Source organism: Acinetobacter sp. AR_0276 (assembly GCF_003000705.1).
Classification (GTDB): Bacteria; Pseudomonadota; Gammaproteobacteria; order Pseudomonadales; family Moraxellaceae; genus Acinetobacter; species Acinetobacter nosocomialis.
This window is the reverse complement of sequence record NZ_PSQO01000003.1, coordinates 1-14,570: the sequence shown is the minus strand read 5'-3', so window position 1 is coordinate 14,570 and position 14,570 is coordinate 1. Positions and strand designations below refer to the sequence as shown.

Annotated in this window: 14 protein-coding genes and 1 pseudogene; 9 read left to right on the top strand and 6 right to left on the bottom strand. The window is 35.6% G+C overall.

The window, feature by feature from the left end; all coding sequences use genetic code 11:
• Positions 1 to 238: pseudogene (locus CSB87_RS19945) on the top strand (DNA-binding protein); the annotation flags it as partial.
• A 196-nt stretch (positions 239 to 434) separates the two neighbouring features.
• Here the strand turns inward: CSB87_RS19945 and CSB87_RS00810 are convergent.
• Positions 435 to 1,706 (bottom strand): LlaJI family restriction endonuclease, encoded by a 1,272-nt coding sequence (locus CSB87_RS00810; RefSeq protein WP_057082434.1) that lies wholly within the window; start codon positions 1,704 to 1,706, stop codon positions 435 to 437.
• Positions 1,706 to 3,481: an McrB family protein gene (locus CSB87_RS20010; protein WP_228155266.1), complete on the bottom strand. Its 1,776-nt coding sequence runs from the start codon at positions 3,479 to 3,481 to the stop codon at positions 1,706 to 1,708. Before CSB87_RS20010 ends, CSB87_RS00810 begins: the two co-directional genes overlap by 1 nt.
• A gap of 126 nt (positions 3,482 to 3,607) precedes the next feature.
• Between CSB87_RS20010 and CSB87_RS00800 the strand changes: the two genes are divergently transcribed.
• Both CSB87_RS00800 and CSB87_RS00795 read left to right on the top strand, forming a co-directional pair.
• The gene (locus tag CSB87_RS00800; RefSeq protein ID WP_081034439.1) at positions 3,608 to 4,393 is read left to right on the top strand and encodes a DNA-methyltransferase; all 786 of its coding nucleotides are present in this window, start codon (positions 3,608 to 3,610) and stop codon (positions 4,391 to 4,393) included.
• A 2-nt stretch (positions 4,394 to 4,395) separates the two neighbouring features.
• On the top strand, positions 4,396 to 5,451 hold the full coding sequence (locus tag CSB87_RS00795; protein WP_205627315.1) for a DNA cytosine methyltransferase: 1,056 nt from the start codon (positions 4,396 to 4,398) through the stop codon (positions 5,449 to 5,451).
• Between the two features lie 89 nt (positions 5,452 to 5,540).
• On the opposite strand, the gene CSB87_RS00790 is transcribed toward CSB87_RS00795, so the two are convergent.
• Together CSB87_RS00790 and CSB87_RS00785 are read right to left on the bottom strand one after the other, a co-directional pair.
• Positions 5,541 to 5,852, bottom strand: coding sequence for a BrnA antitoxin family protein (locus CSB87_RS00790; protein ID WP_004836815.1), 312 nt, complete (start codon positions 5,850 to 5,852; stop codon positions 5,541 to 5,543).
• Complete coding sequence (locus tag CSB87_RS00785) at positions 5,839 to 6,126, bottom strand: BrnT family toxin (RefSeq protein WP_002124950.1); 288 nt, start codon at positions 6,124 to 6,126, stop codon at positions 5,839 to 5,841. Before CSB87_RS00785 ends, CSB87_RS00790 begins: the two co-directional genes overlap by 14 nt.
• 511 nt (positions 6,127 to 6,637) lie before the next feature.
• Here CSB87_RS00785 and CSB87_RS00775 point away from each other — a divergent pair.
• Positions 6,638 to 8,125: a SulP family inorganic anion transporter gene (locus CSB87_RS00775; protein WP_004870779.1), complete on the top strand. Its 1,488-nt coding sequence runs from the start codon at positions 6,638 to 6,640 to the stop codon at positions 8,123 to 8,125.
• 12 nt (positions 8,126 to 8,137) lie between these two features.
• Positions 8,138 to 8,989, top strand: a complete 852-nt coding sequence (locus CSB87_RS00770; RefSeq protein WP_004870777.1) for a universal stress protein — start codon at positions 8,138 to 8,140, stop codon at positions 8,987 to 8,989.
• Positions 8,990 to 9,287: 298 nt separating this feature from the next.
• On the opposite strand, the gene CSB87_RS00765 is transcribed toward CSB87_RS00770, so the two are convergent.
• Positions 9,288 to 9,512, bottom strand: a complete 225-nt coding sequence (locus CSB87_RS00765; RefSeq protein ID WP_004676219.1) for a helix-turn-helix transcriptional regulator — start codon at positions 9,510 to 9,512, stop codon at positions 9,288 to 9,290.
• Positions 9,513 to 9,661: 149 nt separating this feature from the next.
• On the opposite strand from CSB87_RS00765, the gene CSB87_RS00760 reads away from it, so the two are divergent.
• Positions 9,662 to 9,907, top strand: a complete 246-nt coding sequence (locus CSB87_RS00760) for a hypothetical protein (protein ID WP_004282220.1) — start codon at positions 9,662 to 9,664, stop codon at positions 9,905 to 9,907.
• A gap of 291 nt (positions 9,908 to 10,198) precedes the next feature.
• Here CSB87_RS00760 and CSB87_RS20230 read toward each other — a convergent pair whose 3' ends face one another.
• The gene (locus CSB87_RS20230) at positions 10,199 to 11,269 is read right to left on the bottom strand and encodes a hypothetical protein (protein WP_416224450.1); all 1,071 of its coding nucleotides are present in this window, start codon (positions 11,267 to 11,269) and stop codon (positions 10,199 to 10,201) included.
• A gap of 310 nt (positions 11,270 to 11,579) precedes the next feature.
• On the opposite strand from CSB87_RS20230, the gene CSB87_RS00750 reads away from it, so the two are divergent.
• From CSB87_RS00750 to CSB87_RS00740, 3 genes are all read left to right on the top strand, one after another.
• Positions 11,580 to 12,749 (top strand): MobA/MobL family protein, encoded by a 1,170-nt coding sequence (locus CSB87_RS00750; protein ID WP_004698297.1) that lies wholly within the window; start codon positions 11,580 to 11,582, stop codon positions 12,747 to 12,749.
• Between the two features lie 499 nt (positions 12,750 to 13,248).
• Positions 13,249 to 14,178, top strand: a complete 930-nt coding sequence (repM, locus tag CSB87_RS00745; protein ID WP_000200914.1) for a replication initiation protein RepM — start codon at positions 13,249 to 13,251, stop codon at positions 14,176 to 14,178.
• 63 nt (positions 14,179 to 14,241) lie between these two features.
• On the top strand, positions 14,242 to 14,570 hold a 329-nt coding region (locus CSB87_RS00740), incomplete at its 3' end, for a plasmid replication DNA-binding protein (RefSeq protein WP_213065512.1).

Below are 14,570 nucleotides of genomic sequence, written 5' to 3'. Positions count from 1 at the left end.
ACTTACCCTAATTGAAATGAAGCCAACTCAGGTTCATCCCACACCAACTTCAGATCAATCTTCAGTGCAATCTAGTCCATCTCAAGTAGAACCTACATTGAATGTAGATAACGACAAACATGACGGATTGACTACTCCGGAAAAAACGGAAAATAAGCGTATTCCGGTGCCGGAGCCGGTTGAACCGGAGCAGCCGAAAAGAGGGTGGTTAAGCCGGTTTTTCTTGCCGAATGGCTAAGGGTACTATTCAACTGAGCTAATCAAAGTTGTAAGGATTTGATTAAAGAATAGCCATATTACGTGAAAGATCACAAAAAAAAGCCCGTACAGGGATGTTCGGGCTATAAAATAGAAACTACAGCATTGATTTCTATAGATAATTATAACGCATTTCGTATAAGGCGTATTATGTTAATTTTAGGAAAACTTACCAATTAAATATAATCTGTAATATGAATTTTTTTAGACTTTAAGTAGCTCTCTATCACATCATTAGGATCCAAATATAAACATTCAATAGGAATAAAATCTTCCGCTAGTTTCGCTAATTTTGTTTCATCTTTAGATTCTTCCCGATAAACCATTTCAATATTGGATAGTGAATTTTTTACCCCTGGAAATATGAAAATATTTTTAATCGATTCAAGCTCTGGATAAATCAATTTAACAGCTTTGACATAGAAAAACTGCTTAACTAGATCAGACCATCCAGGAGCATTATGCGCACCTGTAGCCGTATAGTATTTGCTATCTATGACCCAACAAGAATTTTCACTCTTAATGAATACATCTAAGCGCATAGCTTTTTGATTTGAAGTTTCACTAAAATCTGTAGGACCTAAAAATTGATATTTAGGTACTGGTAGTAATGAATTAATTTTTTCTTCAACATCATGGAAAATATTTCTAAGTAAAAATTCCCAAACGTAATGAAATTTCCGAATTCCAATTACAATATTCTTTGATCCACTTTCATGAACCCTTTCTAAATATCTGATCAATAATTGCAAGGTTCTAATTTCTAAAGAAACAAAAGTTGAATGTAACCTTTGATTTAGCAGAGAAATTTTTTGATTAACATCCAGTTCATTAAGTAATTTCTTTTCACTTAACTGATCTTTAGATACAAAGTTAAATCTCTCATCTAGCCAGTGAAACTTTTTCAAAATGTCTAAAATAATTTCACAATGAATACTGGAAATTAAATCATCTTGGTAAATGGAAACTGGATATTTATGAAAGTCAAAGTAGATTGGGACATTATCACTAGTGAATACAGGAAACTCTCTATTCACTGTTTTAGACCAATTCGTTCGTCCCTTTTCACTGTAAGTATGTGTCTTAGATCTTAAGATCCCCACACTGAAATATAGATCTATAATTTCAAAAATGTCTGTTAAGGAAATTTCTTCAATAACCTTACCTTGCTCATCTTCATCAAATGCTAACAAACTAGAATCAATAGAGTCTTTATAAGCATGAATTACCCTAATTAAATTTCCTATAGATTCAATTTTTTTAGGGTCTGATCCAGCAGGAGCAAAACAGTATGTACAACCTTCAGAGATAATGACCCCACAAAATGCGATTTTTCGTCCCTGATTAACTACATCAAGACCGCCAACTGAAACCAATTTATCAATTACATAATCAGGGATTTTTTTTGAATCGATAAATTGTTTATCTTCAAAAAACTGATATTCCATCACTCTGCTTCTGTCTTATCAGAGGTATCTGTATCTACATCTTGTGCTGTTTGTAACATCTGCATAAATTTATCTGAGAATATTGGCTTTTTATCAGAATACCGTTGATAGAGCTCACCATACCCATGAATATCACTTTTAAAAATTTCATTTTTATTCTTATACTTAAGGGCATCATCCCATAAGTATGAACAAATTTTTCCAATGAAAGTTTGTTCAGCTTGATTTTCAACTAGATCACTATCTTTAATAAACCACGGACCAATAAGCTTATCTTCTACAACCTTGAGTTGAACCAAAACAGTATTAATAGTTTGGGCTAGTGTTTTCCATTCTACATTTGGTAAAACTGTATGATGAATTGGAACTTTGCCTGTTGCACAATTTGTAAAATCTATTGGTAGGTATTCAAAAATCCAACGTCTTTTAAATGCAGTATCTAAAGGAAAAACAGCCTGATCACTACTATTCATTGTTGCAATGATTGATAAGTTACTAGGTATCATCAACTGACGTTTTACAATGAATTCATGCTCTGAACCTAAGGTTTCTTCTAAAGCATCATATAAATCTTCATCTTGTATCAGAATTGGATATTCACTTTTTCCTTCATCATCTCTATCTAATAGCTGGAAAATCTCTCCAAATACTGCAGCAGTATTTGCTCGATTTAGTTCTTCAATAACTAAAAAATAATGCGTATCAGGATTCAGTAGAGCTTTTTCTAAAATTTGAATAAATGGCCCTTTACGGAAACTATAGGTAATGTTTCTGCTACTACTGTCCTTATGTGGCTTTAAACACCCAATAAAATCAGAGTATTGAGTTTCTGGATGAAATACCGTTCGAATATAGTTTTCACCAACTATCTCGCTAACTGATGCACTTTTTCCAGCTCCAGGAGCACCATAAATAATTTTGTTGTATCCCTTAATACCACTTAGATTCTCAGACTCAGACTCAGACTCAGACTCAGACTCAGACTCAGACTCAGACTCAGACGTATTTTGCTCATATTGAACCCGAAGAATATTAAATAAATTATCTATTCGATCTTTCTTGTTATTGAATTCTTCAGGAGACAGCGGAGGACTTGGTGATTTAGGGGCTAAGTCGTAAAGTCCCTTTGTTGTAAAGGGTTTTAAGATTCGAGATGGACCATTGCCAAAGAAATCGATACTTCTTTCAATCTTTTTATAGAGTCTGTCTTCTACAGTTCCGTCCTCTAATTTATATTGTGTTTGCTCAACCAAAAAGCTAATAAAACCTGAAAACGGTTTAAATACAGAGTGTGCTAAAAACTCATCATCTTTTCTTAAAATAAGAATGAATAAATCGATGTATTCATCTATGTTTTGTTCAACAAAACAATCAAAAAGATCAATAAAGGATGTATATTCTAATTTCTTTGCATATCTATTTTTTCCTGAACGTTCAGCTGAACTAGAACTACTGTTAATAAGGGTTACATAGGCTGTTTTATAACAATTTAATAGTCCTACTTGGAGATGTTCTGTTTGGGCTGTTAATAATTGATTATTATCAAATAGATCAGTTGAATAAGAAGGGTGCTTACTCATTAAATGAGTAAATGCATGAACTATGTTGTCTCTAAATTTTATTTTTGTTATCCCAGCATCGATATACTCTTCTGAGTATTCTATGACTACAGGTTTATCATTTGTTTTCCATATAAGATAAGCAGTCACAAACGCTTGTAAATGATCTGGAAGGGAAGATTTTATTCCTAATCTTGGGGATACGTTTTCAATCACAAATCATTCCTTAAAATTGTATTTCATTACTTAGCTATACAAAGCGTCAATTAAGGACGCCTAGAAAGTACAAGATTCTATAATGTTGGTATCATACAGCAATTAAATTGAATATTTTGCTGTCTGATGAATTCCCCCTTAAATGAACACTATCTAAATCATGATGTTAGCTTAGATGAACAGCAATATAGAGATTCCTCTTCTGTACTCCTTAACCTAGACTGCTTGGCAGGACTAAAGTTACTTAAGGATGAATCAGTTCATTTGTGCCTGACAGATCCACCCTACAATTTAGGAAATTTCATGAAGGGCCGGAATACAGGAGTATTTCGATTAAGAGAAAATCATTTTGTAGCTAGTGGCTGGGATGATTTAGCGTATGAAGATTGGTATGTTCAAATGCTAGATTTTCTTCAATTAACTTATTCAAAATTAGCTCCAAATGGGGCTGTTATTATTTTTATGTCTATTATCAAAGTTGAAAGCATCATAGAAATTGCGCAAAAAGCTGGTTTCTATTACAAGACTACAGGTATTTGGCATAAAACGAATCCAATGCCTAGAAACATGAACTTAACCTTTGTTAATTCAACAGAAGCTTGGGTTTACTTAATAAAAAAAGGCCCTTCTGGAACTTTTAACAATAATGGCAAATTATTGCACGATTTTATTGAAACTGGCCTTACACCAAAATCTGAAAAGAAATTTGGAAAGCATCCAACTCAGAAGCCCGAAAAACTTATCCAACATTTCGTAGAAGTTTTATCAAACCCAAATGATTTGGTCATCGATCCATTCATGGGAAGTGGAACAACAGCTGTTGTATCTAAAAAATGTGGGCGACGTTTCTTTGGTACCGAATTAAATTCTGAATATTTTGACTCAGCTTGTAATCGAGTTAAGGATGTATGATTTTGAAAACAATTGATTTATTTTCTGGTGTTGGCGGTATGTCATACGGATTTGAAATGGCTGGATTTAAAAGCCTATTAGCAATAGAAAAAGACCCAAATATTGCAAAGACATATCAAATAAACTTTCCAGATTCAAAAGTTTTAAACGAAGATGTTACCAACTTAAAAATTCATGAAGTTTTTGAGGATATGGTAGGAAAAGTTGATGTCGTTTTTGGTGGACCACCATGCCAAGGTTTTTCTCAAAAGGGAAAGCGTCTCAGTTTAGATGATGAAAGAAACTATCTATTCAAGTACTTTTTAGATGTTGTTGAATTTGTTCAACCAAAGGCCTTTGTAATCGAGAACGTACCTAATCTACTTACAACTAGTGATAGTTACTTCTTTAATTTAATTAAAGAAGATTGTGAGAAAATGGGATATACCATTAACGCAAAAATTTTAGATGCATCTGATTTTGGTGTGCCTCAACAGAGAAAAAGAGCTTTTATTGTTGGTATTAAGGAATATCAAGTTTTTGATTTTTCTAAATTAAATTATAAAGAGCCGCCAAAACTGGCTGAAATTTTTTCTGATTTACCTAGTCTTGAAGCTGGAGAAGGAAAAGATATGTACGATTACATATCTCCTGCTCAGACAGAATATCAGTTATATTTGAGAAAAAAATCTCTCACCATTAAAAACCATCAGGCAACCAATCACTCAAGAATAGTTCTTGAGCGTCTTAAGATGATTCCCCATGAAGGTGGTGGAAAAGAAAGCTTACCAGAAGAACATCTCACTAAATCAATCTATAGCGGTACATGGACAAGATTAAGAAGTGATGGCATAGCAAGAACTATTACAACTCGATTTGATACGCCATCATCAGGACAGTTTACTCTTCCTAAACAAGATCGGTGCTTAACTGTTAGAGAGGCTGCTAGAATCCAATCATTCCCTGATCATTTTATATTTTCAGGTCCAAAGTCTAATCAGATGCTTCAAGTAGGGAATGCTGTTCCCCCTTTACTTGCATATGCTATAGCGCATAAATTAAAAGACTATATTGCATAGAATGAAAAGCGTGGGGAAATGCTATTTCCCCATTTAACATAAAATCTCTTATGCGAAGCAAAAATGGGAGTCTATAGCTTCCATTTTCATCAATGATTCTTAAGATCTTCTAGCATTGCTTCACGCAGAATTTTATTCATGCGTGTCTGATAGCCTTTGCCTTGAGCCTTTAACCATGCAAGTACATCTGCATCTAGACGAACAGATGTTTGTTGCTTCACTGGACGATAAAATTGCCCATGGCGAACAGCATGACTCCAGTCGGTAATCTCAGGAATGTCAGATAGATCTAATTGTTCATCTGGTACAGTTCCTTTCGCAAGCAAGCGTTTAATTTCAGCATCTTGCTTGTCACTGAAATTTTCATTCAGTTCTTTGCGTGTATATCTAACCATGCTCATATTGATTGCGTTCCGCTTTAGTGACTTGCCTTGCACTAATGATTCGTATGATCTCACAGTCATCATCGTCAATGATTGTATGAGCCACCAATAACATCAGTACACCTTTAACCATACCGATCGTTTGCCAACGTTCTTCACCATTGGTATGTCGATCCTGGATTGAGATCCGTAAAGGATCTTCAAAAACGAGGCTTGCCGTTTCAAAAGATACATCATGTTTTTTCTGATTCTTTTGGTTTTTAGCCTCATCCCATTCGAAATACAGTTCCATAAAAAACATTCAAATTTGTATATACAATAATGTATCATAAATTTGTATCACTCAAGCTAATTGGAGTAATTTTTAGTCAAAATTATTGGCTAAAAGTGACAAAAGTGCTTAAAAAAAATCCGCTTTGTTTCCAAAGCGGATTTTTGCGGTAGTTTCGGGTTATGTAAAATAGCTAAGTATATGATTTTATTTAACTTATAAAAGACGATTTCGGATAATGCCCATTATGTTAAATGGACATAAATCAATTCTAAAATTATCTATGATAATTCTATACTTTTACTTCGATACTGCGGTTAGGGTGGATAGAAAAGAGTCTAACTGCTATCATTGCCCCCGAAATCCTCCAAAATAGATATCTTTCTTAATATGACACTTACGCCACCATAAGTTTATTTACCTCTTAATTCAGTAAATAACTCATCACTGTCTAGTGATGTGGTGTAGTAGCTTGTGTGTCATATATCACATCACTAGCCTTTCCTAAAATTTAAAAAAATAGGCTATTTTCATGTTATCCACTATTCGAGAACAATGGTTCTCCAATATTCGCGGGGATGTTCTTGCGGGTATTGTTGTTGCTTTGGCTCTAATTCCTGAAGCAATTGCCTTCTCCATCATTGCAGGTGTCGACCCTAAAGTCGGGCTATATGCTTCATTCTGTATTGCAGTCGTGATTGCTTTCGTAGGTGGTCGCCCTGGTATGATTTCTGCTGCAACTGGTGCAATGGCTTTATTAATGGTCACACTGGTTAAAGAGCATGGTCTGCAATACTTATTAGCAGCCACAATTTTGACAGGATTTATTCAAATCCTAGCAGGTTATCTAAAATTAGGTGCTCTGATGCGGTTTGTATCAAAGTCAGTCGTGATTGGCTTTGTGAATGCCTTAGCTATTCTAATTTTTATGGCTCAATTGCCTGAACTCACCAATGTGACATGGCATGTCTATGCGATGACAGTTGGAGGTTTAGCTATTATTTATCTATTCCCTTATATCCCAGTGATAGGGAAGCTTTTACCCTCTCCTCTCATTTGTATTGTCCTCCTTACGCTCTTTGCCTTGTTCATTGGTTTAGATGTAAGAACCGTAGGCGATATGGGGCAATTACCAGATACGCTACCAATTTTCTTACTTCCTGATATTCCTTTAAATCTTGAAACTTTAGCTATTATTTTGCCTTATTCACTGGGATTAGCAGCCGTCGGTTTGCTTGAATCTATGATGACCGCAACAATTGTGGATGATTTAACCGATACCAATAGTGATAAAAACCGTGAGTGTAAAGGACAAGGTGTTGCCAATGTCGCTTCTGGCTTCTTAGGCGGAATGGCAGGCTGTGCCATGATTGGTCAATCCATTATTAATGTGAAATCTGGTGGACGTACCCGTTTATCATCATTTAGTGCTGGGGTCTTCCTGTTAATTATGGTGGTGTTTATCAGTGACTGGCTCAAAGTCATTCCAATGGCTGCACTGGTTGCGGTCATGATCATGGTAGCAATCGGAACATTTAACTGGGATTCATTACGAAATATTCGCCAATATCCAGTTTCTAGCAATATCGTGATGATCGTTACAGTCGTCGTGGTCGTTGCAACACATAACTTGGCTTATGGCGTATTAGTCGGTGTACTTCTTTCTGCATTATTTTTTGCCAATAAAATTGAACGTTACATGGCAATTCAGTCCGAATTTAATGAACCTGAAAATACCCGTATTTATACGGTAACAGGTCAAGTGTTCTTCAGCTCAGCAGATAAATTTACTTCTGCATTTGATTTCAAAGAAGCACTTTCAAAAGTTGTGATTGATGTTAGTCAGGCTCACTTCTGGGATGTGTCTGCGGTCGCTGCCGTAGATAAAGTGGTCATTAAGTTTAGACGTGAAGGAACAGAAGTCGAACTTATTGGAATGAATGAAGCTAGTAAAACATTAGTCGATAAGTTTGGTATCCACGACAAACCAGATGCTTTAGATCGCTTAAATAGCCACTAAGAGGGATTAGTTATGTCAAAAATTATTGCATGTATTGATGGATCATTAGTAACAAATACTGTGTGTGATTATGCAGCTTGGTTTAGCGATAAACTTAGTTCACCTATTAAACTATTGCATGTCATTGATAAGCCAAAAGCGAAAGCCCCACAAGATTTAAGTGGTGCAATTGGTCTAGGAAGTCGAGAAACCTTGCTAAACGAGTTAGTTGAACTCGAAGAACGTAAGGGAAAAATTGAGCTAGAGCATGGTCAGATTCTTCTTCGGGAAGCAAAGAATTATCTATTGGAGAAGTTTTCTATTGATGCTCAAAGTTTTCAACGCCATGGCAGTCTTTTAGAAACAATTATGGGAATGGAAGAAGACATTCGAGTTCTTGTTATGGGTAAGCATGGGACTGAAACTGAGCATGATTCCAGTAAAGTTGGAACCCATATTGAAAATGTTGTTCGTGCCCTTCATAAACCCGTATTAATAACATCTGCACTCTTTAGTCCACCTAAGTCTTTTTTAATTGCTTTTGATGGAAGTCAGACTGCACGCATTTGTGTAGAAAAAATTGCCAATAGCCCTTTATTAAAAAACCTGACAGCTCATGTGGTATATGTTGGTAAGCCAAATAGTGATATGACATCTCAAGTTACTTGGGCAAAAGAGCTGCTTGCAAATAATGGTTTTAATGTAATTGATATCGTACTTGAAGGTGATGTCGAGAAATCAATATTAGATTACCAAGAGAAAAACGCTATTGATATGATGGTGGTTGGTGCATATGGTCACTCAAAAATACGCCAGTTTTTTATTGGTAGTACGACGACCAAATTGTTATCAAGCTCTACAAAACCAGTATTATTACTAAGATAATTCTTACAAGATAAAGGGATAGTTTTTAACTATCCCTTTTTTAGAATTTCTAAAATTAACATAATACGCCTTATGCGAAATTCCAATGTAAGCCCAAAATAGAAATGTCCGGTTTACCGATTGCTCGACCTAAGATCTCAGAACATAAGAATTTGATGATCACCCTGGTTCTCAAAACTCGATACTTTATTGAAAAGTTCTATCGAGGCTTATAAGTCCCTGAAACAAAAAAATGCCTGAACTTCAGGCATTTTTTACGTCATCACTAACAGCTTACAACAATCAACAAACGAGAGTTTTAGTCTTTTGAATACGACTTAATTTTTTCAAAAATAGGGTAAAAGTCTACACCCTCATCTTTCATGCTAGAAAGTAAGTAAACCAGAACAGCGATATGAGTAGGTACTTTTCCGATCTTTTTATAGTTAGTTATGGAGTTTGGATTCATGTCCAATAAGGTTGCAAATTCCTTAATTGAAAGACCTGCTTTCCCCATAAGTCTTTGAAATTCTTCGTATGGCATCGTGATAAATACAATCTGTTTGAATTAGAAGTATAACACAGACTATAAAACTTAAAAAAACACATAAAAAATGTGACAAACACATTTTTTATGTGTTATAAATAGCTTATCAACTAACCTATTTATCCTTACTATCGGAGAAATGTAATATGTACTCATACCCGGATTCAAACACTGAAAAGAAAATTGCTCTCATGATCATCAATGACTTTTTCATTCAAAAAGCCCATGAACTGTGGATCTTTTTACAACTCGATCAGTGCTTTAATGATTATGAAGCCACACTGATTTGGACTCGACGTTATTTAGAGAAGCATCCTGAGTGTGAGTACAGCGATATTCAAAAAGCCTTTGTTTCTTGTTTCCCAGAGCACTTCTTCAGCTTTGACTGTTAATTTATGAGAGGCACGGTAAAAAATCGCAATGGGTAAGTAAATCCCAAATAGAAAGAGCCAGTTCATACAACTGGCTCTTTCTATTGTCACGTATAAATCTAAGACTTTCTTTGAGCATACTAAAATTGATGTTCCACGGCTTCTAAAACATTGATTTTAGGTTCAGGATTGGGGTCGCCATGACGTTACTTTAGGGTGTACTCTAAATTTACATAATGTCTCTGTATACGAAATTCGATTGTAAGCCCAAAATAGAAATGTCCAACTTCTCTAAAATCCCTGCTAAATAAACTACTCTTCGCCTTTTTCTAAGGCCTTTTTAATTTCAATTACTGACAATAATTCTCCGCCCTTTTGCCAGGTATGTAATCCTTCTAACACCTGAATAAAAAGTTTATTTGCTTTAAAATATTCATTTTCATATGTCTTAACATCTTTAAAAATTAAAGATTTACGTACTTCATTATGAAACTTTGTCGTATTCACAATCCGATTGGTAATCTGTTGAGGAGTATCATTGCTAATATCAATATTGAGTTTCTTAAATGCGACAAGAACAGCACCACCTAATTCAAATTTACGTTGATTTTCAGCTTTGCGTTTTTTCCCAGCATCCTTCTTCTGTAGCTGACTCAAATACAATTCTAAATCACTGTATTCAAGCTTTTGCGCTTTAAAATTCAGATACCGTGTCGCCAAGGTTTTTAAAATATTTAGTTCCATCTGATCTAGTGCATTTGTCTTAACATCTTTAAAAATTAAAGATTTACGTACTTCATTATGAAACTTTGTCGTATTCACAATCCGATTGGTAATCTGTTGAGGAGTATCATTGCTAATATCAATATTGAGTTTCTTAAATGCGACAAGAACAGCACCACCTAATTCAAATTTACGTTGATTTTCAGCTTTGCGTTTTTTCCCAGCATCCTTCTTCTGTAGCTGACTCAAATACAATTCTAAATCACTGTATTCAAGCTTTTGCGCTTTAAAATTCAGATACCGTGTCGCCAAGGTTTTTAAAATATTTAGTTCCATCTGATCTAGTGCATTCTTTTGAAAAAGTTCATACAGATCTAAAAACTTCTGTTCATACTCGGTTTTAAGAGGCAGATTATTCAACTCTTCAAACAGCAATTTCAACTTCAGATGTTCACGATAAGGTTTTAAAGCCTCTTTGACCAGAACCTGATCTGTCTGAGTTAGCCCCTCAAAATTACAATCAACACTATTTAAAGCCTTTAACACTTGAGATTGAAGATCAGAAAGCTGTTCTTGCTGTTCTAAAAACTCTACAAATGCATGTAACTCAGCAATCTGTAACAACTGAGCAGGTCGACCACGCTTTTTTGCTTTTTCCATTTCCATCATCTGCCGCCAAATTTTCAGAACTGCAACCTCTTTAAATATGGTTTTACCATATTTAAAGAGGGCAGTCTGAAAATAATTATTTAATATAAAAATAAAATTTCTTGAAAAGAAATTTTATTTTTATATTAAATAATTCGCACTTGACAGTTTCTCCTCATCGGAGAAACTAGTACGCAATGGGGCGCTTCCCCCTTGACCCCCTTCAACCGGATTTTTCAGCCATACAGGCATTTCAAATCCGGGCGGTTTTCATTCCGTTTCACTGCATAAAAACCGAACCCACAACCCAGCAGAGGTGAACATGGCCAGCTACCACTTCAGCGTCAAAAGCAAAAATAAGGGCTATGCGACCGGCCATTATCTCTACATTTCCCGGCTGATGCAGTATGAAGGCATCCGCAAAACCAGCAATGAGACCATAGAACATATTGAACCTGGTCGATGTATGCCTGCCTTTGTAAAAGATCCCATTGATTTTTGGCAGGCAGCAGATACGTATGAACGAGCCAATGCCAAGGCCTACATGGAGTATGAAATTGCCCTACCGAATGAGTTCACGTCAGAACAGCGTAAAACGCTCATAGAGACGTTTTTAGACAAACATATAGTTCCACAGCAATATCCGCACTCATACGCCATACACAACGTAAAATCACGTATCAGTGGCGAAGATCAGCCTCATTGTCATCTGATGTTCTCGCTAAAAGCGGATGACGGCATTGAACGCAGCGCAGAACAGTACTTCAAACGCTATAACCCTCAAGATCCAGCCAAAGGCGGTGCCAAAAAAATCCAACTTCAAGATGGCCATGAAGACTATTCCACTTTTTTGATCTATATCCGAAAACAATGGGAAAATCATTTGAATGATGCCCTTGCACAGCACTGCCCGACCGTCACCTACACACTGGATGGCCAAGACATCACCATCAAAAATCAGGTTTCAGCAGACAGCTATGAAAAATATAACGAGATCCACAGCACGCTATACCTTCCAGAGCCAAAACTAGGCGTTGGACAACAAAATGCGACAGCGGAATATCTCGCCCAAATCCAAAAAATCAGAGAACACAACCAGCAAGAACGAGAACTCGAAGAACGCCAAAAGCAATTAGATCAACAACATGAATATTTTTATAGTGCTGAAAACAACCCATTTTCATCATTGGAAGTCATGTATTACCTGAATTACTTAATCAAGAATGCAACAAATAAGGACAAACTAAAAAATGATTTGAATGAAATTATCAAAAACCAAGGCCCTATACTTAAACAAGAAGCTTGGTCCATCTACGAAATGAATGAAAAACTAGAAGACTCAAGACGTAACAGTACCCCATGTTTTGAGTTCAAGGTGCATTCACTTCCTGAATACGTATTACCGATACAAAATACGCCTCCCAAACGCACTCAATCAGAACCAGTACAACCTAAAGCTGATGATTATGATTACGGTGGCCCTGGTTTTTAAGCTCAGTTGGTTTTATCCAAAGTTTACAGAGCGAGTGTCTACGAGCGAACAGACACAATTAAAATTTTTGCCATGCTTTTTCCCTGATTACAAACTCCCCTTTGCTGCTGAGACTGAGATACAGAGCATCCCGGAGGGTGCGAACAGATTTAATTTGCATCTAGGTCGAGCGAAGCGAGTATAAAAAACTTATGAGCGAAGCGAATTCCGAGTTGCTTTTGCTTTTTTGAAGTTATCACGAGATTAACCCAAAAATTGCCCCTTCGAACTGAGCGTAAGCGAAGTTCAATAGAGTTTGAGCGTAGCGAAAACATAGGGCAATTTTTCATTCTTTCCTTTTTAATATATTTTAAATCTTTTAAATCTTTTCAGTCGTCTCTGTGCCTTATATAGCAAAGGTTTCAGCGTTTAAATATGACGGATTGACTACTAACTATGACGGATTGACTACTAACTATGACGGATTGACTACTTAACTATGACGGATTGACTACTAACTATGACAAGTATATATTTGTCATATATTAGAAAAATCAATGGTTTTGTTTTGAATAAAAATCACGTTGTAAAATCAAATCAAGTAATAGAAGCATCGTATCAATTAAGTGCCGTAGAGCAACGAATTGTCTTAGCTGCCATTTCACGGATTCCCAAAAATCAGCCTATTACAGATGATGAGTTATACCCTGTTAGCGTCGATGAATTAAAACAATTGGGCGTACATGAGAAAACTGCATACAGAGATTTAAAGGAAGGTATTAATAGACTCTATGAGAGGTCTATTAACCTCAGTATTGATGATAAATCTATAAAAATGAGATGGGTGCAAGAAATCCAATTTTTAGATAGTCAAAGTGTCATTGGAATCCGTTTTTCAAAACCCATTCTGCCATTTATTTCCAATCTAAGTAGAGAATTCACCAAATATGCCTTATCAGACATTGCTGGGATCAATAGTGGATACGGTATTCGTATTTATGAGCTACTGGTTCAATATCGGCAAATAGGTAAGCGTGAAATTTCTGTTGAGAGTTTACGGACAATGTTAGAACTCGGTAAAAAGTACCCATTATTCGCTGATTTCAAGAAACGAGTAATTGACACTGCTATAGACCAAATCAATGAATATAGCCCTTTAAAAGTCACTTATGAGCAGAAAAAAACAGGGCGTAAAGTCACTCATATTATCTTTTCTTTTAAAGAAAAATCTAAATCCATAACACATACCTCGAAAGATTTTTATCAGCTATCTGATGCTCAAATTAATCTATTCGGGAATCAATTATCACGTTTACATGAGCTTTCCCATTTAGCCTCAGAAGGTGAAAGTTATGAGATTTTAGCTGCTAAAATTAAGGATATGCTTAGAAACCCTCACCAACAACAGCAGTTTTTGCCACACTTAAAGAACTTAGGGTTTAAAGCTTGAGTGTATTGAAGAATACACTTATTGTATTCTTCAATACGTATCCTAAATACACAGCAATACACTATGAAAACAAGTACAAAATACAGTGTTAGTGATGCAGCCACACTGTATAAGAAATCTCGTGCTACACTTTATAAAGATATAAAAAATGGGGTGTTAAGTCGTGATCATGATGGCTCTATCGACTTCTCTGAGTTACTCCGCGTTTATGGTGAACCTTTTAGTGGAAAACACTCAAAACACACTGATACGTCTCCAACACAAACTATAAATACACCTGAATACACAGACAATACAGTTATTGAACTAAAGAATCAGATCGATTTTCTAAAGAAACAGTTAGAAAAAGCAGAAGATCGCGAAGCTAAAGCAAATTCTCGTATTGATACATT

Excerpts from the sequence above, each read along its gene's own strand:
- CSB87_RS00790 (WP_004836815.1), bottom strand. The coding sequence starts at position 5,852 with ATGAGCATGGTTAGATATACACGCAAAGAACTGAATGAAAATTTCAGT.
- repM (WP_000200914.1), top strand. The coding sequence starts at position 13,249 with ATGACAAGTATATATTTGTCATATATTAGAAAAATCAATGGTTTTGTT.
- CSB87_RS00750 (WP_004698297.1), top strand. The coding sequence starts at position 11,580 with ATGGCCAGCTACCACTTCAGCGTCAAAAGCAAAAATAAGGGCTATGCG.
- CSB87_RS00785 (WP_002124950.1), bottom strand. The coding sequence starts at position 6,126 with ATGGAACTGTATTTCGAATGGGATGAGGCTAAAAACCAAAAGAATCAG.
- CSB87_RS00760 (WP_004282220.1), top strand. The coding sequence starts at position 9,662 with ATGTACTCATACCCGGATTCAAACACTGAAAAGAAAATTGCTCTCATG.
- CSB87_RS00810 (WP_057082434.1), bottom strand. The coding sequence starts at position 1,706 with ATGGAATATCAGTTTTTTGAAGATAAACAATTTATCGATTCAAAAAAA.
- CSB87_RS00770 (WP_004870777.1), top strand. The coding sequence starts at position 8,138 with ATGTCAAAAATTATTGCATGTATTGATGGATCATTAGTAACAAATACT.
- CSB87_RS20230 (WP_416224450.1), bottom strand. The coding sequence starts at position 11,269 with ATGGAAAAAGCAAAAAAGCGTGGTCGACCTGCTCAGTTGTTACAGATT.
- CSB87_RS00800 (WP_081034439.1), top strand. The coding sequence starts at position 3,608 with ATGAATTCCCCCTTAAATGAACACTATCTAAATCATGATGTTAGCTTA.
- CSB87_RS00775 (WP_004870779.1), top strand. The coding sequence starts at position 6,638 with ATGTTATCCACTATTCGAGAACAATGGTTCTCCAATATTCGCGGGGAT.
- CSB87_RS00765 (WP_004676219.1), bottom strand. The coding sequence starts at position 9,512 with ATGCCATACGAAGAATTTCAAAGACTTATGGGGAAAGCAGGTCTTTCA.